The sequence below is a fragment of the Lachnospira multipara ATCC 19207 genome (genome assembly GCF_000424105.1).
GTDB lineage: Bacteria > Bacillota > Clostridia > Lachnospirales > Lachnospiraceae > Lachnospira > Lachnospira multipara.
Genome location: NZ_AUJG01000001.1, coordinates 290613 through 315047 on the forward strand (window position 1 = coordinate 290613; position 24435 = coordinate 315047).

Sequence of the window (24435 nt, forward strand, 5' to 3'; positions counted from 1 at the left end):
AGCTGCAATAGTTATAATATAGTTAAATCATTTGTTGTAAAGGGGAGGAGTCTATGAACGTTGGTTTACTAGTATTATATTGGGCAGCAGCTGTAATGTTAATCGGACTCATGATTAAAGTATATAAAGAACATGAAGCTATAGGTAAAAGTTTACTTATGGCTTCATTTTGTGCTATTGGATCAATTCTTAGTTATTCCGTAAATTTTCTGACTAACGATTACACAGTAATGTCCATAGGCGTTAGTATCAATTTAATTTTCCAAGATTATTTACTTATTAGTTTGCTTCACTACTGTGTGGATTTTACAAGACTTAGAAATCTCTATTTAACAGTAGTTGAGTGGATCTTTATTATTGTAGGGCTTGCAGATGCCTTCGTGTTTATTATGAACATTTTCAATGAAAGAGCACTAAAATTTAGCTATAACATGGTGGGTAACGGCTATGTTTTAGGCTATGAGGCAAGTACAGGCTTTGCAATTCATGCTATCTATGACATTTTCATTTTGGCATTTATTATATCTATATTATTTATAAAATGTCTTCGAATCCCTTATGTTTACTGGGGAAGATACAGTTCTTTAATCATTGGTAGCATATCAGTTTTATTAGTAAAGTATCTTTTTATTTCAGATTATGTGGATATTCGATTTGATATTTCTATTTTGTTTTACGCTTTGTTGGGAGTGTTGCTTTATTGGAACACCTTCTGGTATTCAAAAAAAACAATGCTTCATATCACTCATACCATGATTATTGACCACATGAGGGTGCCGGTAATTCTTTTTGATTATGAGGGCGTAGTTGCGGATTTTAATACAGCCCTAGCAGAGATTTTCCCAGATATTGAACTTGATAACAGGGATCAGACTATTGAATGGTTTATCTTTAATAAAAAATGTAAAGACCTTGCCGCAAAGACTGAATTTACTTGGATTGTTAATGAAAAAATCTATGAGTGTAAGGTTCACAAGCTTTATAGTAGTGCGAGGAGATTACTAGGCGTAATCCTTGTAATGCAGGATGTAACGGATTTAACAAAGGCCTATGATGACTTGGAAAGATCAGTTACCTTTGATGCTCTAACAGGACTTTATAACAAGCGCAGCTTTTACAGAGAGTGTGCCAAAAATCTAAACAACTACCTTACAATCTGCGTCACAGATATAGATAATTTAAGCCGTATTAATGACAATTACGGTCAGGACGTGGGAGATAGAGTACTTATGGGCTTTGCCAACATTTTAACAGAAAAAACTTCTAAGAAGGATTTCATAGCACGTCTTGATGGTGGTAACATCGTAATCCTTTCAAGAAAGAGGGATAAGGCACTATACCTTGAGATGGAAGAGATTATGGAGACAATTCAGAAGCGACTTTCTACAAAGAAGATGAGAGTTACTGCGGAATTTGGTCTTGTGGCTCTTAATAAAAATGAACCAGTAGACACCAATGTAAACATCGCCATAACTTCTATGCGTAATAAGAAAATGTTGTCGAAGGATTCAGCTAGAAGCTCCCTTGTGGACTCTCTAAAGCAGGGACTTAACGAGTATGACACAGGTGCTGATAAGCAGATTGAAAGAGAGAGAATTCTTTGTAATAAATTTGCATTGGCTCTTGATTTAACAGAATTAGAGATGGGACAGCTAGCCATGCTTGCTACTCTTCATGATATTGGTAAGGTTTCAATTCCAAACTCTGTGCTTATGAAAAATGGAGCACTTGACGAGGATGAGAAGGCGCTTATGAGAACCCATGCAGAAAAGGGTTATAGAATTGCAAAGGCAGCCAAGGAGCTTGAAGGCATCGCCGATGCCATTCGTTCACATCATGAAAGATATGATGGTAGCGGCTATCCTGATGGTCTTAAAGGAGAGGACATTCCCCTCCTTGCAAGAATCTTTTCTATTGTAGATGCTTACGATGCTATGACCCACGATAGACCATATAGAAAGACTCTTACAAAGGAAGAGGCTGTAAAAGAACTTATAGATTTTAGCGGAAGCCAGTTTGATCCAAAGCTAGTGGAGGTTTTTGTAACTAAGGTTATAAGATAGGATTTTTGTGACTTGTTAATTTATATCCGATTCGGTAAGACTTGCTTTTGCAGGCGACATTGGCCTATGAATCGGCGATTGAACGCAGTGTAAGCAATCCCCCGCTTCAAAAGCGTAAGCTTTAAGCGGGGGTATAAAGCTTACTAGTGTCAGAAGGGGTTAAAGCCCCTTCTGACAGGTGGCACAAAGTGCCACTGCGTTCATGAGGAAGTAGCGAAGCGGATTCCGAATGTCCGCTTTACAAAATAAGAGTGGGGGAGCACTATGAAAAAGAGGGGAAGACATAATTTCAAATCTAAAACAGAGCAAAATCTCATATCCATAGGAATTGGCCTAGTGATAGGCATTGTGCTGATTATATCCATAATCGGAGTAATACAGCTAATGAGCAAGAACAAAAGCATAATAAAGCCAAAGATCTTTAGCTATGAGATTGATGAAAATGATGAAGTTACCATTCTTGGACTATCTGACTGGGGAAAGGATGCCGCCCTTGTGGTTATCCCAGAGACTATTGATGGAAAGCGGGTTGAGTCAATTGCAGACAATGCCTTTAGCGACAACAACAATATAACCAGCATCAGCCTTCCAAATGGTCTTGAAAAGATAGGCAACAGAGCTTTTTATAATTGCAGTAAGCTAACAGAAATCACACTGCCGGATAGCCTAATTTCCGTAGGCTCTGAGAGCTTTGCAAATTGTGGTGTAACTACAATTCGCTTCCCGAAAAACATGGTAAGCATAGGAATTAACGCTTGCCTAAATATTGAAAATGTAGAGTATTATAGCGGCTTTGTCACAGGAGCCCCTTGGGGCGCAGCTAATGCAACGGCTGTGACAGAATAGTGGGGCTAGATACATTTTCATAATTTAAATGTAAGTCAAAAATAAGCCAACTAACGGATTGCAATGCTTTCAATTAGTTGGCTTTTATTATTGTTCTGATTGAATATTAAAGCTTAAGTCTTAAATCTTAAACTGGTGTAGTTTCTACTTTCCAAGCTGGACTAAAATCCAATTTAAAATATCCTGATAAACTGTCTCTCTATCAAGTTCGTTTAAAATCTCGTGGCGGTCGCCCTCGTAGAGCTTAAGAGTGATATTGTTAATGCGCTTAGAATATCTTTGATAGAGCTTCTTCACATCCTTAGCATAGCCACCTACTGGATCCATAGTGCCGGAAGCCATAAGCATAGGTAAATCTGCTGGAATCTTGTCGATGTTGTGTTGCTTTGAGATATACTTGATAGTTCTAAACATACCCTTGTAGGCATTGATTGTGAATAGGAAAGTGCAGTATTTATCGTGCACGTAGCGGTCCACAATCTCCTCGTCGCGGCTAATCCAGTCGCTTGGAGTCTTTGGATTCTTGATTTTATTGTTGTAACTTGACATCATGGCATTTGCAAGAAGCTGTGAGCGGTGACGCTCCCCCTTAAATAAGCCGATAATGTTAGTTAATGTTAATGCAAATGAGATCAATGGCTTTGCCTGGTTTCCTGTGCCAGAAAGAATCACGCCATCAAGTTCGTCTCCGTAAATGCTAATGTACTTTCTTGTCATAAAAGAGCCCATGCTGTGACCTAATAGAAAATATGGCACATTAGGGTATTTCGCCTTGATTATGTTAGTTAAGTGGTGCATGTCGTGAACCAGCGCATTCTCTGGATTCTCGTGTCTAAAGTAGCCTAAGTCCTCATCGCAGCTTGCAGTATGACCGTGTCCCAGATGGTCATTGCCTACCACTAAGATTCCTGCTTGTGTAAGAAAATGTGCAAAGTCCGCATATCTTTCGATATACTCCACCATGCCATGCGCAATCTGTAAAATTGCAATTGGTTTTGGATAAAGAGCCTTATCAGGCTTCCAAATCATCACGTGTACATTTGATTTTTGGTCACATGATATAAAGTTTCGTTCTCCCATATTATGTCGTTGTCCTTTCATTTCCTCTACTCTTTATTCAGTTTTTCACTGTACTTATTATACATTTTTAGTTAATTAAAAACAAGATTAATTAGCCGGCATAAAAGGTGACTTCTAAGGAATTCCCCCAAAATTTGATGTTGTATTTTGGGCTTTATTACTGTATAATTTTTCAGATAAGAAAGTTGTACGTAATTTTTTTTATCCAAACAGGAAGATATGACCTAAGAGCATATACTATTTATGTTTAAGAGAGAAAGGAAAAATTATGATTAGTAAATTAATTAAGAAAATTGTTGAGACAGATGCACCAATCGTTGTAGGTCTTGACCCTCAGATGAAGTTCATTCCACAGCACATTAAGGAGGCTGCTTTTGAGGAGTATGGCGAAAGTTTAGAAGGCGCAAGTGAGGCTATATGGAGATTTAACAAGGAAATCATCGATAAGATTTATGATGTTGTTCCAGCTGTTAAACCACAGATTGCCATGTATGAACAATTTGGTATTCCTGGTTTGGTAGCATTTAAAAGAACTGTTGACTATTGCCACGAAAAGGGCTTAGTAGTTATTGGTGATGTTAAGAGAGGCGATATTGGCTCAACTTCAGAGAGCTATGCAATCGCTCATATTGGTAAGATTAAGGTTGGTTCTAAGGAATTCACACCTTTCGATGAGGATTTTGCAACAGTAAATCCATATCTTGGTTCAGATGGTATCGATCCATTTGTTAAGGTTTGTAATGAGAATGACAGAGGTTTATTCATTCTTGTTAAGACATCTAATCCTTCTTCAGGAGAATTTCAGGATAGATTAATTGATGGCAAGCCACTTTACGAAGTAGTTGGTCAGAAGGTAAGAGAATGGGGCGAGGCTTCAATGGATGGAGATTACTCTAACATTGGTGCTGTAGTCGGTGCTACATATCCAGAAATGGGTAGAGCACTTCGTAAGATTATGCCTAAGAATTTCATCTTAGTACCTGGTTACGGTGCTCAGGGTGGTCAGGGTAAGGACTTAGTAGATTTCTTTAACCCAGACGGTTTAGGTGCAATCGTTAACAGCTCAAGAGGAATTATTGCAGCATATACAAAGGATGCATATGCTAAGTTTGGTGATAAGAACTTTGGCGATGCAGCAAGACAGGCTGTGATGGATATGAAGGCGGATATTAACGGGGCTCTTGGTAAGTAGAGAAGCGAGTAGCTGCCTGAGTTTTGATAAGAATCAAACTTAGCTGGGCTTGGTTAGTTTGATATATATAAAGGGGTGGCTCTTTCTAAAAAAAACACGCTTTCGCTTATTACGTCTCGTAGCGGTACTAAACTTTTTCCTGGGTCGAATTTAAAAGCTTGCTTTTAAATTTCTCCCGCAAAAAGTTAAGTGCCGACGGACGTAAACAGTATTTTTTTAGAAAGGCCGCCCCTATTATAAAATTCAACGAAAGCCCAGCAAAGTTTATTCCACAAAATCTCAGTCAGGATATGGCTTTCTACTTACTGCGAAGTGTGATAGGGCGTGAGAAGGCTGAGGGCTACTGCAATGAATGGGAGTTTGTGGCTTAATTACAGGTGATTAAAGAAGGAGATTTTATGACTTTTAGAGAAAATGCAACTATTACCAAGGCAACTAAACTTGCTACTGGTGTTTTTGAAATTTGGTTTGAAACTAAGGACATTGCCAAGGCTGCAATTCCAGGACAGTTCATTTCGGTTTATTCTAATCACGGGGAGAGATTGCTCCCTAGACCAATTAGTATTTGTAGGATAGATGGAAATTTACTTAGAATCGTATATAGAGTTGTAGGCGCTGGAACTGATGAATTTTCACAGATGAAGGCCGGCGAAAAGCTTACAATTCAGGGGCCACTGGGAAATGGCTATGAACTTGATAAAATAAAAGCTGCCCTTGAAAGCAAGGGCGGAAACTTTAAGAAGGCTCTTTTATTTGGTGGTGGAATTGGCGTGCCTCCAATGCTTGAACTTGCAGCAAGTCTTGATATTGAAACAGATGTAGTTTTAGGTTACAGAGATAGTGAGAATTTCTTAAAGGATGAATTTGAAAATGTATCAACTGTTCACATCGCAACAGATGACGGTTCAGTTGGTTTCCATGGAAATGTAATCGATGCGGCTAAGGCAGAAGAGCTTAAGGCTGATGTTATATTTGCATGCGGACCACTTCCAATGCTTAAGGGAGTAAAGGCTTATGCTAAAGAACTTGGCGTTCCTGCCTACATTTCCCTTGAAGAGAAGATGGCTTGCGGCATTGGCGCCTGTCTTGCTTGTGTCTGTAAGACACATAAAAAGGACGAGCATTCACAGGTAAACAACGCAAGAGTATGTAAAGAAGGTCCTGTATTTGATGCAGCGGAGGTGGAAATTTAATGAGTAATGTAAATTTAGGAGTTAGCCTTTGTGGCGTTGATTTTAAGAACCCTGTAACAGTTGCTTCTGGTACATTTGGTTCAGGTATGGAATATTCAGAATTTGTTGATCTAAATAGACTTGGCGCAGTTACAACTAAGGGCGTTGCTATCACACCTTGGGCTGGTAATCCTACACCTAGAATTGCTGAAACTTATGGTGGTATGATTAATGCTATTGGTCTTCAAAATCCAGGTCTTGATACATTTTTAAAAAGAGACATCCCATTTCTAAAAAACTACGATACTAAGATTATTGTAAATGTATGCGGTCACTCTGAGGAAGAGTATGTGGAAGCGGTTAAGCGCCTTGCAGATGCACCAGTTGATATGCTTGAAATCAATATTTCATGTCCTAATGTTAAGGAAGGCGGTATTGCCTTTGGTACTGTACCAGCTTCTGCTGAAAAAATCACTAAGGCAGTAAAGGCAGTTGCAAAGCAGCCTATTATTATGAAGCTTTCACCAAATGTAACAAGTATTGCTGATATGGCTAGAGCTTGTGAGGCTGGTGGCGCTGATGCAGTTTCTCTTATTAACACTCTTACAGGTATGAAGATTGATATTAATAGAAGAACATTTGCCGTTGCTAATAAGACTGGTGGTATGTCAGGTCCTGCTGTTAAGCCAGTGGCTGTGCGCATGGTTTACGAGGTTGCTAATGCTGTTAATCTTCCTATCATTGGTATGGGTGGTATTAGAAATGCAGAAGATGCCCTTGAATTCATCATGGCCGGCGCAACTCTTGTTTCTGTTGGTACAGCAAACTTCAACGACCCACTTACAACTATTAAGGTAGTTGAAGGCTTAGAAGCTTTCTGTGAAAAGAATGGTGTTAAGGATATTAATGAATTAATCGGTTGCGTGAAGTAGTTGTAAGCTCCGACTGAGTTAAACGCTCACCTAGCTTTAAAGGCGCAGGTGAGCGTTTTCTTTTGTTTTTGCTAGGTCTAATTTCACATTGAAACTGATAAAAAATTATAGTAGAATAGAGAAGATAATGATGGGCTTACTAGGAGTCCGTAGAATATATAGTGAGGAAACAAGATAATGGAACAGTATAAGCAGGAATTTATTGAATTTATGGTAGATAGCGACGTGTTAAGATTTGGAGAATTCACTCTTAAGAGTGGTAGAAAGTCTCCTTTCTTTATGAACGCTGGATTATATGTAACAGGACAGCAGTTAACAAAGCTTGGCGAATACTACGCTAAGGCTATTCATGATAACTACGGTGATGACTTTGATGTATTATTTGGACCAGCCTATAAGGGTATTCCACTATCAGTTGCAACTGTAATGGCATTCCACAAGTTATATGGCAAGGAAATCAGATATTGCTCTAACCGTAAGGAAGCTAAAGACCACGGTGATGCAGGCATTTTACTTGGTAGCCCAATTAAGGATGGCGACAAGGTAGTTATTATTGAAGATGTTACAACAAGTGGTAAGTCAATTGAAGAAACATTCCCTATCATTCAGGCTCAGGGCGATGTTGAAATCAAGGGTCTTATGGTTTCTCTTAACAGAATGGAAAGAGGAAAGGGTGAGAAGTCAGCATTAGTTGAGATTCAGGAAAAGTATGGCTTCCCAGCTAACGCTATCGTTTCAATGGCTGATGTTGTTGAGCATTTATATAACAAGGAAGTTAATGGCAAGGTTGTAATCGATGATAAGATTAAGGCTGCTATTGATGAGTATTATAAGCAGTACGGCGCTAGTGATTGCCAGTAATAATTGATATAACTAACATGTAATAACTAATAAACACTAGGAGGTAGAGATAATGGATGAAAAGCTTTATAAAAAAGTAAAATCAGTAGGTGTTTCAAATCTTGTGTTTGGAATAATTACAATTGCAGCAGGCATTGGCATTGGAATTGTAATGCTTGTGAATGGTGCTAGATTATTAGCTCATAAGTCTGATACATTATTTTAATAAGATTACTAGAAGATAATGTCCTAGCAATAGGGCATTATCTTTAGTTATGGAGACAATATGAAGAACGAAAAAACTAAATTGCTAGCTTATTGGTTTGCATTTATTTGTTATATTGCAGTTGTTGTTTACTTGGTATTTTTTGCTGAGAGCCTAGGTAGAAGTGGTTCTTGGGCAACAACAACTGATAATGGATATAGCTATAATTATATCCCTTTAAATGAAATTAAAAGATTTATTGAGAGTCTATCTGTACCAGAATATAGAGAGATGGCAATACTTAACCTAGGGGGTAACATTTTATTATTCCTTCCACTAGGCTTTTTATTACCAACAATTCTTAGAAGGATTGGATTCTTAGGAACAATGATGTCTGCAGTGGTACTTAGCTTGCTTATTGAGCTTACTCAGCTTTTTACAAAACTTGGCACCTTTGACATTGATGATATTATTCTTAATACTTTTGGAGCTTTACTTGGCTTTATATTTTTCTTGATTATAAGGCCCATTAAGAATTAAGTAAGGAGTATAACATGAAGGTTTTTAATAAGTATAAATTTTCCAATAAAAATCAGACTCTAGGCGGCACAATTTCCACAGCCCTTGGAGTTTTATCCCTTGCAAGTTTATCTTACGGAATTCATATTTCCGTAGTGGCTAACGGACATGCAGGTTTAAAGGTTGGAACTTTGGCACTTTTAAGCTTAGTTTTAGCAGTAAGCGGTACAGTAATTGGCCTACTTAGCTTTAGAGAATCAGATAAATTCTATGGTTTATCAAAGGTTGGCTCAATGCTTTGCGGCGTATTAACTGTATTTATGCTAGCTGTGTTATTGATGGGAGTGTAATATGTTTAAAGATAATTTAGATGAAAGATTTGACCTTTCCTTTGAAAGAATTAAGGAGATAAGTCTAAATCCAGAATTAGAGAACAAGAGTTTAGCTAGCTACTATAAATATGTAGCAGCTTTTATTGTAAAGCTTGAAGGTCTATATAGAGACTTAAAGGCTGGAAAGCTTGAGAATTTAAGCCTTGAGGAATTATCAAAGCTTAACAAGTCCCTTTACGAGGACGTTTTAGTAGAGAATTATGATAAGTCTTACGCTAATCCTACATTTTCAAAAAAGGAATTAGGAGAGAAGTTAGGTAATTTACTATCTTTCCTTTATGTAGAAATTAGAGGAATGATTGTCTTAGTATATGAGGACAGAATCGATGAGATGGTAGCTTTAATGGAATTATTCATTGAGTGTTACTGCCTTGGCGAGGATGCAAGCCAGGTTAAGGAATCTATTTACTGGTATGTAAGCGATTATTCAGATGACTTAATCGAGGAGAGAATCAAGGAATTACTTGATCCAGACTATGATTTTGCAACTAAGATTATTATGGAGTCTGACTTAACAGACCTTAGATATCTTTATAAGTTTGGTGAATACATTACTGATAATGAAATTAAGACAGCTACTTTCATTAACTCATTATCAGAGGCTGAAGTTAATGCTATGGCAAGAACCTTTACAGAGGGCTATAGAAAGGGCTTTGAACTTACAGGTAAGGATATTACAAAGAAGAAGACAGTTAACATTAGATTCTGCCTTGGTTTTGAAAGACTTGTAAGAGAAGAGATAAAGGAATTTGCAAAGATTGGTCTTAAGCCAACAATTTATAGAGCAGCAACAAATTCAATTAATAAGACTATTAGCGGCGCTAAGGTAGGTTTCTATGGAGCAAGCCCTAATAAGCAGTATGAATTTGATCATAGACAGGATTATGCCCTTTACTTTAATGGGGATTTTGTTGAAAGAAAGCTTGGAGCTACACGTTTAGCTTATGAGCATTACAAGGATTTGGCAGCAGTACACGGCGGCCCAGCAGTTATGGAAGTCTTTGGTGAGATTCCATTTGAGCCAGCTAATAATGCAGATGCCTATAAGTTATCAGATAAGCAGCAAAAGCTTGTGGTTAAGTACTCTAATGAAGCCTCACAGATAGTCAATAACTATATTAAGGGCGAAGAGAGAAGCTTTACAATTATTGCTTATCCAACAGCAGAAATTGGAGATAAGTTTGAGGAAATTTTTGCTGAAACAGTAAAGATTAATACTCTTGATTATGAGAAGTATAAGGTAATTCAGGAACACATTATTGACGCTCTTGATAAGGCTGAATATGTAGAAGTTAAGGGAACTAACGGCAACACTACAGACATGAAGGTTTCTATTATGAAGGTCAAGGACCCAGAAAAGGAAACTGTTTTTGAAAATTGTCTTGCAGACGTTAACATTCCACTTGGCGAAACATTTACATCACCAGTATTAAAGGGTACAACAGGTGTTTTAAACGTTTCGTCTGTATTCTTAAACGATCTTAATTTCACAAACCTTACAGTTAAGTTTGAGGACGGTTTCGTTACAGATTATAGCTGCGATAACTTCAAGGACGAAGAAGGCGGCATGGAAAAGGGTAGAGAGATGTTTAAGGCAAATGTACTTTATAACCATGACACACTACCACTTGGAGAATTCGCCATAGGAACTAATACAACAGCTTATGTAATGGCTAACAAGTATGACATTGTTTATAAGCTTCCAATTCTTATTGTTGAGAAAATGGGACCACACTTTGCTATTGGTGATACATGCTATTCAAAGTCTGAGGACGTTAAGGTTTATAATCCAAACGGCAAGGAAATCATCTCAAGAGATAACGAAGTATCTATCTTAAGAAAGACAGAGCTTGATAAGGCTTACTTTAACTGCCATACAGATATTACAATTCCTTATGATGAAATTGGTAATATCACAGTTGTTGAATATGACGGTAAGAGAGTGGATATTATTAGAGATGGTAGATTTGTTCTTGAGGGAACTCTAGGACTTAATGATGCTTTTGAGAACTAGTTAAAGTGTTACTATTAAAGCTGTATGCTTAAAAACTACAATTAACTATAAAAATAAGGCAGTTACCAAATCTGGTAACTGCCTTTTAATATTCTATAAGACTTTACTTAAGAAGTCCTTAAGTCTTTCTGACTTAGGATTAGTAAAGATTTCTTCAGGTGTAGAATCTTCTGCTATTATACCTTCATGTATAAATAAAACTCTGTTAGCAACTTCTCTAGCAAAGCCCATTTCGTGAGTAACAACCACCATTGTCATGCCGTCTGCTGCAAGCTCTTTCATGAGGCTTAAAACCTCTCCTACCATTTCAGGATCAAGTGCTGAAGTTGGTTCATCAAAAAGCATTACATCAGGATTCATAGCAAGGGAACGAGCAATGGCAATACGTTGCTTTTGTCCACCAGATAACATATCTGGATAGCTATTAGATTTGTCTGGAAGTCCAACTCTTAAAAGAAGTTCATCAGCCTTCTTTGAAGCTTCTTCCTTTGTCATCTTGCCTAGTTGAACTGGAGCAAGCATTATATTTTCCTTAATAGTCATATTAGGGAAGAGGTTGAACTGCTGGAAAACCATACCAATTCTTTCGCGCATCTTATCGATGTTAATCTTAGGATCTGTGATATCATTTCCTTCAAATGTAATAGTTCCGCTTGTTGGTACCTCTAATAGGTTAAGGGAACGAAGAAATGTTGACTTACCACATCCAGATGGACCAATGATTGCAATAACCTCGCCCTTACTAATAGTTGTTGAGATTCCTTTTAAAACCTCATGTTTATCAAAGGACTTATGCAAATCCTTAACTTCAATTAAAATTTCATTATCGTTCATTTTTTCTTAGACTCCTTTCGAGTTTAGAAACAAGTGCTGAAAGTATTGTTACAAGTAAAAGGTAGATAATAGCTACAGCTGTAAGAGGTAATAAAGCCTCATAAGTTACGCTTCGAATAATATCACTACCCTTTGTTAAGTCCATAAGACCGATGTAACCACTAATAGATGTTTCCTTAAGTAAGGTAATCATTTCATTTCCAAGGGCTGGTAAAATGTTCTTAAAGGCCTGAGGTAAAATGATTAATCTCATGGTCTTGTTATAAGGAAGTCCAAGAGAACGTCCTGCCTCAAACTGACCCTGGTCAACAGACATGATACCTGAACGAACTACCTCTGCTACGTAAGCGGCTGAATTAAGACCAAAGGCAATGATTGCAACAACGATCTTGCTTACATTTACAGATGAAAATACAACATAGTATATAATAAGTAACTGCACCATAGTTGGTGTGCCTCGAATGATTGTAAGATAGAGTTTAGCAAAGAAGTTTAGTATTGTTAAACCGCCATTCCTATCATGTGTTGTTCTTACAATAGCAAGTAAAGAACCAAGTACAATACCAATGATTAAGGCAAAGAAAGTGATAATTAAAGTGTTTCTTAAACCTGTTAATAAATAGTTATATCTTCCATTTTCAATGAAGTTCTGATATAGCTTTTCAGAAAGTGAAAGACTACTGTCTGAATCACTAGATTTTACAATAACAACCTGTTTAGCGGTTGTATAAGAACTAGTAAAATCAACATTTTTTTGTCTGTCCTCTGTAACTGTTAAACCAGCAGCACCAACGTCTGCCTTGCCTGTACGAATAGATGTGATAATAGAATCAAATTCCATATCTTCAATTACAAGCTCGTAACCTAATTTATCGCAAACAGCCTGCATAATATCGATATCGATACCTACAATGCTATTATTTTCATAATATTCATAAGGTGGGAATGTAGCATTAGTAGCTACTACAAGCTTTCCATTCTCACGAGATACATCCTGCTTAACATAAGGTGTCTGGCCAATTTCATCTTCTGAACCAATATAGTTATTAATTATAGAAGTAATTGTTCCATCTGCCTTTAACTCTTCAAGTGCAAGATTAATAGAAGCAGTTAAACTAGAATTGTCCTTTGAAATTGCAAAGGCATATTCTTCTTCAGTGAATGCCTCATCTAAAATTGATAGTGATGAATTTTTGGCTGTATAAGCCTTTGCTGGCTGTTCATCAATCATAACGCAGTCGATTTTGCTTTGAAGAAGGGCCTGAATTGCATCTGTACCTTTATTGTATCTAACAACATTAGTACCTGCATCGTCTCCCTCGTATTCATCAGCTACATATATATCAGCTGTTGTACCTAACTGAACACCAATAGTTGAACCAGCTAAATCCTCCACGGAGCTGATAGTTTTCTCTTCCTTATTATTGCCTTTTAGCTTTACAAATGCAGTAACTGCCACAACAATTGCCACAAGAATAAAAGCTGCTAAGGCAAAATATTTTTTATTTTTAGCCCTCATAATGGCTCCTCCTATAAGTAAATGTTTAAAATGCATGCAAGTATTAATATTACTGCATGTGATTTTAAAAGTAAAGGATTTTGTGAATATTTATGCATGATTTGTGAATAAATATTCAAAGCTGCCATTATAAGGAATTCTTATTCCCCTTGATCTTAAATATATAAACAGTAAGGGCTATCATTAATACAGCACAAACAACAAAGGATGTTGGATATGTAAGTAACACTCCCCACATTGAATTAAAACGCTTTGCAATAGTTAAAATCCAAAAAATTCTAAATAGACATAGGGATAAAAGCATAATAACCATTGGAGCAAAGGTGTTTCCAGTTCCTCTAATTGTGCCAGCTAGAGAGTGGCAAATGCATAAACAAGCGTAAAATGGTGCAAGAGCCTTTATTGACAGAATTCCGTAATAGATTACATTTTCATCATTAGAAAATAAACTTATAATCTGTCGACTAAAGCAAAGCATTACGGTTGTAATGATGCCTGTATATATTATACCCATGGTTAAAACTGCCCACATACCTTTATATACACGATCTTTCTTTTTAGCTCCTATATTTTGTCCAACAAAGGTAGTTGCGGCTAAACTAAAGCTAAGAATAGGTAAGATGTTAAAGCCATCCACCTTCATATATGCAGCAAACCCGGCAGTAGCGTTGGTTCCGTAAGAATTGACACCAGCTTGGATAAGTACATTTGAGAAGGCAATAACTGCATTTTGAATGGCAGTTGGTAAACCAATCTTTAAAATTCTTATGCACATATCAAAGTCTGGTTTTGCTTTGAAAATGTTAACTCTATAGGGAAGTCTTGTCTTTGCTAGGTAGATTAAAGCAAGGGTGCTAGAAATAAACTGACTAATATCAGTAGCGATAGCAGCACCTGCGATACCTAGATTTAAGAATTTTACAAAGACAAAATCTAAAATGATATTGACGATTGAGGCGATTGCTAAATATAGAAGAGATCTTTTAGAGTCTCCAAAGGCGTTAAGTATACCAGATGCCATATTATAAATTACATTAAAGATTATTCCAATAAAGTAAAGTCTTAGATAAATACTGGCATCATTTAAAACATCATCAGATGTATTAATTAATATAAGTAGAGGCTTGGCACTAAACACACCTAATACAGTTGTTATTAAACCTATAACCACTCCAATAAAAAGAGTAGATTTTAGGGCCTTGTCTAAGTTTTTAAAATCCTTAGCTCCATAATATTGGGCAAGTAAAATTCCGGCGCCACTAGCTGCGCCTAAAAAGAAGCAAGACAAAAGATAAATTAACATGCCGCTAGAACCTACTGCTGCTAGGGCTTGCTTACCTACGTAATTACCAACAATAAGCGAATCTGCGGTGTTATATAACTGTTGTAAAAGATTTCCAAGTATCAAAGGTATGGAGAAAATAAGAATGGATTTAAAGATACTTCCATTCGTCATATCCATTGTGTTTTTTGCAATTTCTTTTTGTGTGTTTTGAGTTTTCATAAATTAAATGGCTATAGGCCTCCTCCTAAATAGTAAATTCGTACTAGACAAATGAATATATTATCACTTTTTATGTATTAAAGAAACATTTTAAGTAGTAAAAATATACACCACACATAGAGGGGGTCTGTACTGTTTATATATTAAAAGTACTAAAAATATAGGGCAAAGGTACTTGAAAAAACAAGAGTACTAGCCCACATTGTACTTAGATAAATACAATTTCTTGTAAAAAATGACTTTTTACCTCCTCCTTTAGGGTATTTAGATAAAATACTCTCTATTATTATAATATATATCATATAACCGATACGAATAAAACAATACGAGCTGAATATTTGGGGAGAGTTAGCTTGTAAGTTTTATAAATGATTGGAATCGGAGAATGTAGTCGGTTAAACAAGGCAGATCATATTAAGGAGGGTACATGCATGATAAAATGGGTTAAAAAAGAAAAATGCAGAAGGGTATTAAGTTTTTTACTCTCAGCTATTTTAGTTCTTACTACAGTATTTGGCGCTGTAGGAACTGTAGCTATAGCAGGAGATACTTCAGTATCTTCAGAATTAACTTTAACAAAAACAGCACAGGCTGTTGAAGGAGAAGAAAATACATGGCAGATTACCCTAACTGCATCAGGTAGTAATGTTGAATACACAACAGAAGTTGCAATGGTAATCGATACTTCAAATAGTATGAATGGTGATCGATTAAGGCATGTTAAAGAAGCAGCTAAAGCAGCAGCAGATACATTATTAACTAATGATCAAACAAAAGTATCATTAATAACATATAATCATGATTATTCATATCTTGGCGTTTATGGAAAAGATGATCTTGAAGCTTTAAAATCTGAAATTGATTCTTTTGATGTTACTTCTGGTACAAATATTAATGCAGGTTTACACGGTGCAAGAGAACGACTTGAACAATCAGACGCTGATAATAAGTATATTATGTTAATGACAGATGGAGAACCAACATATAGTTATAGTATTGATACTATTAGTTTAGATCTTAGTTCTTATTATAGACCAAATAAGACGAAAAAATTTGATACAGAAACTGCTTGGAGAGCATATAATGCAAGTGGAGATGAAGGTTATATAACATATTTAAAAAATGTAAGTAATTACGATATTACAGCTTTAAATTATAATTATATAATTGGTAATGGCTATAATTCTAAGTATCAATTATATAGAGCAATTCCAGAAGGTGAAAACGAATATGCAGGTTATATAATTAATTACGCAGGAATTACTAACTGTATAGTAAAAGCAACATATTTTGAAGCAGATGCAATTAAAGATTCTGGTATTCCAATTTATGGTATTAGTGTAGGATTTAGTGAAGTACCTGATGTATTACAAAATATTTCTTCAGGTGATGGTTATGCATATAATGCTCAGGATAATCCTGAAAGTATTAAGGATGTATTTGTAAATGTTGTAGGTTTAATTAGAAATGCAGCAGAGAACGCACAAATTACGGATCCTATGGGGGAATACTTTAATTTTGTAGGGGATGTTTCTAATGCTGAAGATATAAGGGCATCTCAGGGATCAGTTAGCTATGATCAAGAAAGTGATACACTTTCTTGGAATGCAGGTACTATTGTAGGCGGAGTTACAGCAACTCTTACTTATAAAGTAACTGTTGATCCTGAATTATTCAATACAATGTCTGAAGATGAAGAATATGATACAAATAAGAGAACATACATAACATACATTAATAATCAGGGTGAGCCAGCAACACAGGATTTTGAGATTCCAAAGGTACAAATCACAAAACCAACGCTTAATGTAAAACGTGTAGAGGTTGATGATAGCGGAGCTATTGTACAGACATTTAGTTCTAAGTATATTGATGTAGATGGAAATTATGTAGATAATAAGACAGCTACAGCTGTAAATGTTGAAAGAACAATAACAGCAGAAAGTACTTATGATGATGAGACATCTAGATATGATTTTGTTGGAATTGATGTAAATGGTGTAGCAAATGTAGAAGATGCTAATAATTCTGTTACAGTAACACCAACAATTAAGAAAGCTACTAATGAAGTTGTTATTAAGTATAAGAAGAAGACACAGGCAGATGTAACAATTAAATATTATAAGGATACAATTGAAGATAATAATAAGATTGGTGATGATGTAATTTTAGAAAATCAAACTGTAGGAACATCTATTGAACTTACAGCAGAACAAAAAAATGCACGTTTACCAGAAGGATATGAAGAACCAGGTGTAGTTTCAGGTGCTACAACAGTTTCAACTAAGTCAGAAGATAATATTGTAAATGTTCTTTATAGCACAAAAGCAGATGTTGGATATATCATTGAGTATTATAAAGATAGTACAGATGGTGAGCCATTTGCAACAGATGAAGACAATTCAGCTATATTTGAAACAACAGTAACAATAACAGCTGATGAAATTGATGCAGAACAACCTGAAGGTTATAAAGCCGGTAGCGTAGTTGGAGAAAATACAATTACAATTTCAGCTAATAAGAATGAAAATGTATTTAAGGTGTTATACACAAAGGATTCCTTCAAATATACAGTAAAGTATTATAAGGATGAGGTAATAGATGATGCTGATCACTATTTAGATTCTATTGATGGAGATGAAGTAGAGTTTGGTACAGTAGTTGACAATAACACAGTTTCATTAATAGCTTATAAACCAGAAGGATATAAGGATGGTGAGATAACTACAGGAGAATTAACAATTACAGCAGATGAAGAAAATAATGTTATTAAGGTATTATATACAAAGGATTCATTTGATTATGTAATTGAGTACTATAAGGATGAAATAGTTGACGATAAAGATAGTCCTAACTATTTAGGTGTAAGTGAACCAAGAAGTGCAGTATTTGGCTCTGAAATAACTGAATTATCAGCTGAAGATTTAAATGCCGAGAAGCCAGATCCTGCCACCGGTTATCAAGATGGTACAACTAATGATTTACCACTCGTAATTACAACAGATGCTACAGCTAATGTAATTAAGGTATTATATTTAAGAAAAGTAATCGGATACGATATTCTCTACTATGTAGATGAAGTATCAGGTGATCCTATAGAAATCGATTCAGTTGATGCAAGTTTTGGAGATGCTATTGATGTAGCAGATGCTTTAAATGCATATAAACCAGAAGTTGGTTATAACGATGGTGAAATTCAGCCTGGTAGCGCAACAGAAGTTACTGAGGTAAGAGAGAACAACAAGGTAATTATTCTTTATAAGAGAGATTCATTTGCTTATACAGTAAAATACTATAAGGATGAGTTATTAGATGATGATGATCACTATTTAGGATTAGAAGCTCATGACGCTGTTGAATTTGAAACAGTAATTAAGGCAGAAGATGTTGATATAACATTAAATAAGCCAGAAGGATATAGGGATGGTATTGTTGTATCAGGAGACTTAACAATTACAGCAGATGAAGAAAATAATGTTATTAAGGTATTATATACAAAGGATTCATTTGATTATGTAATTGAGTATTATGTGGATGAAATAAAAGATGATGAGGATCATTATTTAGGTGTAAGTGATACAAGAAGCGCAGAATTTGGCTCTACAATAAGTGAATTAACAAATGACGATTTAAATGCCGAGAAGCCAGATCCTAAAGCAGGATATCAAGATGGCGTAGCTGATAATTTACCACTCGTAATTACAACAGATGCTACAGCTAATGTAATTAAGGTATTATATTTAAGAGAAGTAATCGGATACGATATTCTCTACTATGTAGATGAAGTAGCAGGTGATCCTATAGAAATCGATTCAGTTGATGCAAGTTTTGGAGATGCTATTGATGTAGCAGATGCTGTAAATGCATATAAACCAGAAGTTGGTTATAATGATGGTGAAATTCAGCCTGGTAGCGCAACAGAAGTAAGTGAAGATAGAGAGAATAACAAGGTAATTATTCTTTATAAGAGAGATTCATTTGCTTATACAGTAAATTACTATAAGGATGAGTTATTAGATGATGAAGATCACTATTTAGGATCAGAAGCTCATGACGCTGTTGAATTTGAAACAGTAATTAATGCAGAAGATGTTGATGTAACATTATATAAACCAGAAGGTTATGAGGATGGTATTGTTGTATCAGGAGACTTAACAATTACAGCTAATGAAGAAGAAAATGTAATTAATGTAGTTTACACAACAAAGTCAGATGTAACTTACACTATTGAATACTATAAGCAGGTTTATGATGAAGCTACAGATACTATTACTGAAGAGATGATTGGAGATCCTTTCGAAGGTACAGCAAAATTTGAAACACCAATTGAATACATTGAGTCAAATGGCGCAACAAGATTTGCATCATTAGCAGGAGAAGAAAAGATTACAGTAGACATCGGATTATATTTAGAAAATGGCTACAAGAAAGAAGTCCTTGTTACTGGTCCAGAGGGTGATAAGCTTGGCTTAGAAAATAATTTGATTAAGATTGTATATCAGATTGATAAGCACACAATCACTACTGAATACTATTTCGATAATGAAATCGATGATAGTAAGACAACAACAACAGAACAGTACAATGACACAACAATTAATGAAGTAACACCAGAGGAAGTAGCAGGCTACGAGGTAGATAGAATTGAATACCCAGATTCTGATAAATTAACAGAAGATGTAACAATTAAGGTTTACTACAAGAAGATTGTTGTACCACCTCCAACACCTGAACCTGAAACAGAAGTTGCAGCAGATGAAGATGAGATATTACCACCAACAACTGAGCCAGTACCAGAAATTGCAGCAGATGAAGAAATTGTTGAAGAAGTTGCAGCTGATGAAGCTCAAACAGGCGACACAAACAATATGTTTATCTACTTTATGGCAATCATGTTATCAGCTGGATGCTTAGTTGTAACAGGAAACAAGTATTTTAAAAAGGAGGATTAATAGTTCACCTTTTTAAGATAAAGGTTAGATGTAGAAATACATTTGACAAAGCACATAATTAAGATATTAATTATGCTAGTAACTGGATAAAGTGTACCCACACTTATATATATCCTCAAAAAAGGGGCCCTGCCAACAAGACGTTGGTGGGGTCTTTTTTATGTCACTTTTGTACAAAAAAGAATACAAAAAAGCTCATATTTAAACAAAATAAAACTATTTTTGAATAAAATTTACCAACTAGTACCATAATCCTATGCACATAGTTCTAAAGATGTCTATTTTTTACAAATTGTATCCATAATAATACAATATTAGCAATATTTTACTAGATATACCCACCATAAGAGGGTATAGGAAAATGTAAATAAAACGTATTATATTGTCTAGTCGGTAAGGTGAAGCTAGATGAGGGATATGGTTTATATTTTCACGATATAGGTCATAGGGAGACAAGAATTTAATATACTTTATTGATAAAAGCAACAAATCATATTTAGGAGGATATATGATAGCTATTACTAAGAAACATAAGAGTAAGAGAATTTTAAGCTTCATTCTATCAATGATTTTAGTTCTTTCAACTGCCCTCGGCGCAGCAGGAACAGTAGTATTAGCAGATGAAGCAACAACTAATGAGAAAGACGTAACTCTTAATAAGACAGCAAAGTTAGTCGATGGTAAGGAGAATACTTGGGATGTGACATTGTCACTTACGGGGGAAGAACCAGACATCACAGAAACTGAAGTGGTTTTTGTTATTGATGTTACAAAAGAGGAATTTAAAGAGGCTGCTAAAATTGCAGCAGAAGGTTTATTAACAAATGATTGTACTAAGGTTGATCTTGTTACATACGGAAATTCTGGAGAACAGAAAGGTCAATTTAGCGATTTAGATTCATTAAAAAATGCTATCGATGGAATCAAATTTAATTTTAAAGAAAAGCAATTTGTTCAAGCAGGACTCCTTAAGGCAAAGGAATATTTAGATTCTTCAACAGCTAGTAAAAAGAACATTATTCTTTTTTCAGATGGTGAGGCAACTCGTAGCTATAAGTTTTCTACAGTAAGTATTAATATTGAACATTATTGTGATATAATTTACCATTGGTCTTTTTTTAGTTATTATCCAGAACATACTTGGAAGGAAAAAGACTATGATGATAGCTGGTTTAAGGATGACTATCATATTAATGCAAAAAATAATTACGAGATATCATCTTTAGATTATAGTAATCCTTTTGATTATAATGATAAGAATTCTTTTGTAGATTTAGATGCAGCAAGTAAAACATGTAGGCATGGAGAATCTTATAAAAAAACAGTACATATTGACAATGCTATAGCTAAAGCAACAAAATATGTAGCAACACAAGTAAAGAATGCTGGTTATGATATTTATAATGTTAGATGTGAATCTAATTATGAAGCAGATGATTTGTTAGGAAAAGACAACATAAAGTCATCTGTAAGATATAAATCAAATGACTATTTTAATACATTTGCAGAGGCTCTTGCAGGTAGCAAGAAAGAAATAACTAACGCTACAGTAACAGAAGTTGTTTCTGAGAACTTTAACTTAGTAAATGCAAGTAACTTAACAGATTCTAATGGAAATCCTGTAACTTATGACGAAGCAACAAATAAACTTACTTGGTCAGTAGATACTGTATCTTCAAAGCCTGCTACTTTAACTTATAGAGTAGAAGTTAAGAATGATAAGTTAGCTACTTTAGATAAGAACACAGATTATTCTATTAGTAAGACATCATCAATTAGCTATACTAATAAGAATGGTGCAACAATTAATGATGGTTTCCCAGAAGCAACAGTAAATGTTTCTAAGAGATCTATTAAGCTTAACTTCAATGAAGTTGATGAAAATGGCAATGTAATTGCTACAAAAAAAGCTTCTGAGTATGTGTCAGGTGATAACTCAAGATCAAGCGAATATAGCTTATTAACATATGCTAAAACATATGTTGTTAAGGCAGATGATTTTACATCTGATAATTATGTATTAAAGAGCATTGATTACAATGGTCATAATTATACAGATACAGATAAGGTCTCAGTAGTTTTAACAGCTGATAATTCAGAACAGGAAGTAACATTTAATTATTATAAGAAAGAAATGTCAAAAGTAACAGTTAATTACTATGAGAATTCATATAGTAAGGATGCTACACCAAAATACACTGAAACTATTGATTTACCAGTAGGTTCAAATGTAACATTAACAGCTGAGCAGATGTCAATGCATAAGCCAGATGGTTATGTGACACCAGCTGCTGTTGATAGCTCAAGTTCAACAGTTGTTACATTAAAAGATTACGAGACAGTTGTAAATGTGGTATATACAAAGGATTCATTCCCATATACAATTAACTATTATAAGGATGAAATCTCTGAGGCTAATTTAATAGGTTCTGACTCAAAGGAAGCAGTTGAGTTTGGTTCAGAAATTAAGGCAAAAGACGTTGATGTTACATTACATAAGCCAGATGGTTACGAAGATGGTGCAGTACAGTCAACTGATTTAATAATCACATCTGATGCTGATAAGAATGTTATCAATGTCCTTTACTCAACAAAGTCAAAGATTGGATATGAAGTAAGATATTATCATGATTCAGTAGATGATTCGAATCTTATTGATACATATGTAAATGAAGATGCAGTATTTGAAACAACAATTGATTTTGATGTAGATCTTAAAAAGGGTGAAGGTTATAAATCAGGCGTAATTCAGTCTAATAGTGCAACAACAGTTACATCAGATAGAGATAATAATATTGTATATGTAGTATACGAAAAGGATTCATTCCCATACACAATTAATTACTACAAAAAGTCAGCTTCTGATGAAGAAGTAGAACTTGGAACAGTAACAGGAAGCGCAGTATTTGAGTCAACAATTGACGTAGATGTTAATGCTAAAAAGCCAACAGAAGGTTATAAGGAAGGCGTTATTGTAGAAGGAACTACAACAGCCAAAGCAGGAGAGAATGTAATTAAGGTAGTATACGAAAAGGATTCATTCCCATACACAATTAATTACTACAAAAAGTCAGCTTCTGATGAAGAAGTAGAACTTGGAACAGTAACAGGAAGCGCAGTATTTGAGTCAACAATTGACGTAGATGTTAATGCTAAAAAGCCAACAGAAGGTTATAAGGAAGGCGTTATTGTAGAAGGAACTACAACAGTCAAAGCAGGAGAGAATGTAATTAAGGTAGTATACGATAGAGATACATTCGGCTACACAGTTAATTACTACAAGGATTCAGTTTCAGAAGATAATAAATTAGAAACTGATCCAACTTCACATGAAGCTTTATATGACACAGTAATTAAATCTGAAGATGTTGATTTAACAATGTTTAAGCCAGATGGTTATGAAGCAGGTGTAATTGAAACAGGTAACTTTACAATTACAGCAAATGAAGCTAACAATGTAATCAATGTAGTTTATAAGACTAAGTCAGATGTAGATTATACTATTGAATACTATAAGCAGGTATATAACGAAGATACTGATACAATCACAGAAAAAAATATTGGAACATCAGTTACAGGCACAGCAAAATTTGAAACACCAATTGAGTATATTCAGTCAGATGGTGCAACAAGATTTGCCACAACAGGAGAAACAGATAAGCTTACTATTGACCTTGGTGCTTACTTAGAAGCAGGTTATAAGTCAGAAGTTCTTGTTACAGGTCCAGAGGGTGATAAGCTTGGATTAGAAGATAATACAATTAAGATTGTATATCAGCTTGAAAAGTACACAATCACTACTGAATACTACTTCGATGATGAAATCGATGATAGCATGACAACAACAACAGAACAGTACTTTGCTACAACAATTAATGAATTAACACCATATGCAGTAGAAGGCTATGAGTTAGCTACTGTTGAATATCCTGAGTCAGATACATTATCAGGAGATGTAACAATCAAGGTTAACTACAAGAAGCTTGTAGTACCTGAGGTTGCAGCAGACGAAGATACAGTATTAGCGCCAGCTGCAGATACAGTAGTAGCACCAGTTGCAGAAGTAGCAGCTGATGAAGAAATTGTTGAAGAAGTTGCAGCTGATGAAGCTCAAACAGGCGACACAAACAATATGTTTATCTACTTTATGGCAATCATGTTATCAGCTGGATGCTTAGTTGTAACAGGAAACAAGTATTTTAAAAAGGAAGATTAATAGTTCACCTTTTTAAGATCAAGGTTAGATGTAGAAATATATTAAAAGAAAAGAGGCTCTGCCAACAATAAGTTGGTAGGGCCTTTTTTATGGTGTGCGCCTAGCGACGCGCTAAAAGTTGTAAGTTCTAAACTTGATTATTTGTAAAAATTAAC

At 35.2% G+C, this 24435-nt stretch carries 16 protein-coding genes; 12 read left to right on the forward strand and 4 right to left on the reverse strand.

The annotated features are described in order from the left end of the window. The first annotated feature begins 53 nt into the window (after positions 1-53). The gene (locus G600_RS14865) at positions 54-2063 is read left to right on the forward strand and encodes an HD domain-containing phosphohydrolase (protein WP_027430312.1); all 2010 of its coding nucleotides are present in this window, start codon (positions 54-56) and stop codon (positions 2061-2063) included. 384 nt (positions 2064-2447) lie between these two features. Next, positions 2448-2909 (forward strand): leucine-rich repeat domain-containing protein, encoded by a 462-nt coding sequence (locus tag G600_RS0101300; RefSeq protein WP_027430313.1) that lies wholly within the window; start codon positions 2448-2450, stop codon positions 2907-2909. Between the two features lie 144 nt (positions 2910-3053). On the opposite strand, the gene G600_RS0101305 is transcribed toward G600_RS0101300, so the two are convergent. After that, entirely contained in the window at positions 3054-4010 is a 957-nt protein-coding gene (locus G600_RS0101305) for an alpha/beta fold hydrolase (RefSeq protein ID WP_081669367.1), read from the reverse strand. 247 nt (positions 4011-4257) lie between these two features. On the opposite strand from G600_RS0101305, the gene pyrF reads away from it, so the two are divergent. The 8 genes from pyrF (at position 4258) to G600_RS0101345 (ending at position 11255) form a co-directional block, all read left to right on the forward strand. Further along, the gene (pyrF, locus tag G600_RS0101310) at positions 4258-5181 is read left to right on the forward strand and encodes an orotidine-5'-phosphate decarboxylase (protein WP_027430315.1); all 924 of its coding nucleotides are present in this window, start codon (positions 4258-4260) and stop codon (positions 5179-5181) included. 398 nt (positions 5182-5579) lie between these two features. Beyond that, positions 5580-6374, forward strand: coding sequence for a dihydroorotate dehydrogenase electron transfer subunit (locus tag G600_RS0101315; protein ID WP_027430316.1), 795 nt, complete (start codon positions 5580-5582; stop codon positions 6372-6374). Continuing rightward, positions 6374-7285 (forward strand): dihydroorotate dehydrogenase, encoded by a 912-nt coding sequence (locus tag G600_RS0101320; protein WP_027430317.1) that lies wholly within the window; start codon positions 6374-6376, stop codon positions 7283-7285. The genes G600_RS0101315 and G600_RS0101320 overlap by 1 nt, the downstream gene beginning before the upstream one ends. A gap of 177 nt (positions 7286-7462) precedes the next feature. Beyond that, on the forward strand, positions 7463-8146 hold the full coding sequence (gene pyrE / locus G600_RS0101325) for an orotate phosphoribosyltransferase (protein ID WP_027430318.1): 684 nt from the start codon (positions 7463-7465) through the stop codon (positions 8144-8146). Between the two features lie 52 nt (positions 8147-8198). After that, the gene (locus tag G600_RS15880) at positions 8199-8351 is read left to right on the forward strand and encodes a hypothetical protein (protein WP_169449134.1); all 153 of its coding nucleotides are present in this window, start codon (positions 8199-8201) and stop codon (positions 8349-8351) included. A gap of 60 nt (positions 8352-8411) precedes the next feature. Further along, positions 8412-8870 carry a VanZ family protein gene (locus G600_RS0101335; protein ID WP_051195303.1) on the forward strand — a complete coding sequence of 153 codons (459 nt, stop codon included), beginning with the start codon at positions 8412-8414 and terminating at the stop codon, positions 8868-8870. A 14-nt stretch (positions 8871-8884) separates the two neighbouring features. Next, positions 8885-9199 (forward strand): DUF6142 family protein, encoded by a 315-nt coding sequence (locus G600_RS0101340; RefSeq protein WP_027430320.1) that lies wholly within the window; start codon positions 8885-8887, stop codon positions 9197-9199. Between the two features lies 1 nt (position 9200). Beyond that, positions 9201-11255 (forward strand): aminopeptidase, encoded by a 2055-nt coding sequence (locus G600_RS0101345; protein WP_027430321.1) that lies wholly within the window; start codon positions 9201-9203, stop codon positions 11253-11255. A 93-nt stretch (positions 11256-11348) separates the two neighbouring features. Here G600_RS0101345 and G600_RS0101350 read toward each other — a convergent pair whose 3' ends face one another. From G600_RS0101350 to G600_RS0101360, 3 genes are all read right to left on the reverse strand, one after another. Next, positions 11349-12089, reverse strand: coding sequence for an amino acid ABC transporter ATP-binding protein (locus G600_RS0101350; protein WP_027430322.1), 741 nt, complete (start codon positions 12087-12089; stop codon positions 11349-11351). Next, positions 12079-13608: an ABC transporter substrate-binding protein/permease gene (locus tag G600_RS0101355; RefSeq protein WP_027430323.1), complete on the reverse strand. Its 1530-nt coding sequence runs from the start codon at positions 13606-13608 to the stop codon at positions 12079-12081. The genes G600_RS0101350 and G600_RS0101355 overlap by 11 nt, the downstream gene beginning before the upstream one ends. A gap of 127 nt (positions 13609-13735) precedes the next feature. Continuing rightward, positions 13736-15112, reverse strand: coding sequence for an MATE family efflux transporter (locus G600_RS0101360; RefSeq protein WP_027430324.1), 1377 nt, complete (start codon positions 15110-15112; stop codon positions 13736-13738). 431 nt (positions 15113-15543) lie between these two features. Between G600_RS0101360 and G600_RS0101365 the strand changes: the two genes are divergently transcribed. Further along, positions 15544-20064, forward strand: a complete 4521-nt coding sequence (locus tag G600_RS0101365) for a vWA domain-containing protein (protein WP_027430325.1) — start codon at positions 15544-15546, stop codon at positions 20062-20064. A 508-nt stretch (positions 20065-20572) separates the two neighbouring features. Further along, a complete protein-coding gene (locus G600_RS0101370) occupies positions 20573-24280 on the forward strand; it encodes a vWA domain-containing protein (RefSeq protein ID WP_027430326.1) in 3708 nt (1235 codons plus the stop codon). Positions 24281-24435: the final 155 nt, after the last annotated feature.

Excerpts from the sequence above, each read along its gene's own strand:
- G600_RS0101355 (WP_027430323.1), bottom strand. The coding sequence starts at position 13,608 with ATGAGGGCTAAAAATAAAAAATATTTTGCCTTAGCAGCTTTTATTCTT.
- G600_RS0101345 (WP_027430321.1), top strand. The coding sequence starts at position 9,201 with ATGTTTAAAGATAATTTAGATGAAAGATTTGACCTTTCCTTTGAAAGA.
- G600_RS0101315 (WP_027430316.1), top strand. The coding sequence starts at position 5,580 with ATGACTTTTAGAGAAAATGCAACTATTACCAAGGCAACTAAACTTGCT.
- G600_RS0101365 (WP_027430325.1), top strand. The coding sequence starts at position 15,544 with ATGATAAAATGGGTTAAAAAAGAAAAATGCAGAAGGGTATTAAGTTTT.
- G600_RS0101370 (WP_027430326.1), top strand. The coding sequence starts at position 20,573 with ATGATAGCTATTACTAAGAAACATAAGAGTAAGAGAATTTTAAGCTTC.
- G600_RS0101350 (WP_027430322.1), bottom strand. The coding sequence starts at position 12,089 with ATGAACGATAATGAAATTTTAATTGAAGTTAAGGATTTGCATAAGTCC.
- G600_RS0101335 (WP_051195303.1), top strand. The coding sequence starts at position 8,412 with ATGAAGAACGAAAAAACTAAATTGCTAGCTTATTGGTTTGCATTTATT.
- pyrE (WP_027430318.1), top strand. The coding sequence starts at position 7,463 with ATGGAACAGTATAAGCAGGAATTTATTGAATTTATGGTAGATAGCGAC.
- G600_RS0101300 (WP_027430313.1), top strand. The coding sequence starts at position 2,448 with ATGAGCAAGAACAAAAGCATAATAAAGCCAAAGATCTTTAGCTATGAG.
- G600_RS0101360 (WP_027430324.1), bottom strand. The coding sequence starts at position 15,112 with ATGAAAACTCAAAACACACAAAAAGAAATTGCAAAAAACACAATGGAT.
- G600_RS15880 (WP_169449134.1), top strand. The coding sequence starts at position 8,199 with ATGGATGAAAAGCTTTATAAAAAAGTAAAATCAGTAGGTGTTTCAAAT.
- G600_RS14865 (WP_027430312.1), top strand. The coding sequence starts at position 54 with ATGAACGTTGGTTTACTAGTATTATATTGGGCAGCAGCTGTAATGTTA.
- pyrF (WP_027430315.1), top strand. The coding sequence starts at position 4,258 with ATGATTAGTAAATTAATTAAGAAAATTGTTGAGACAGATGCACCAATC.
- G600_RS0101320 (WP_027430317.1), top strand. The coding sequence starts at position 6,374 with ATGAGTAATGTAAATTTAGGAGTTAGCCTTTGTGGCGTTGATTTTAAG.
- G600_RS0101340 (WP_027430320.1), top strand. The coding sequence starts at position 8,885 with ATGAAGGTTTTTAATAAGTATAAATTTTCCAATAAAAATCAGACTCTA.
- G600_RS0101305 (WP_081669367.1), bottom strand. The coding sequence starts at position 4,010 with ATGAAAGGACAACGACATAATATGGGAGAACGAAACTTTATATCATGT.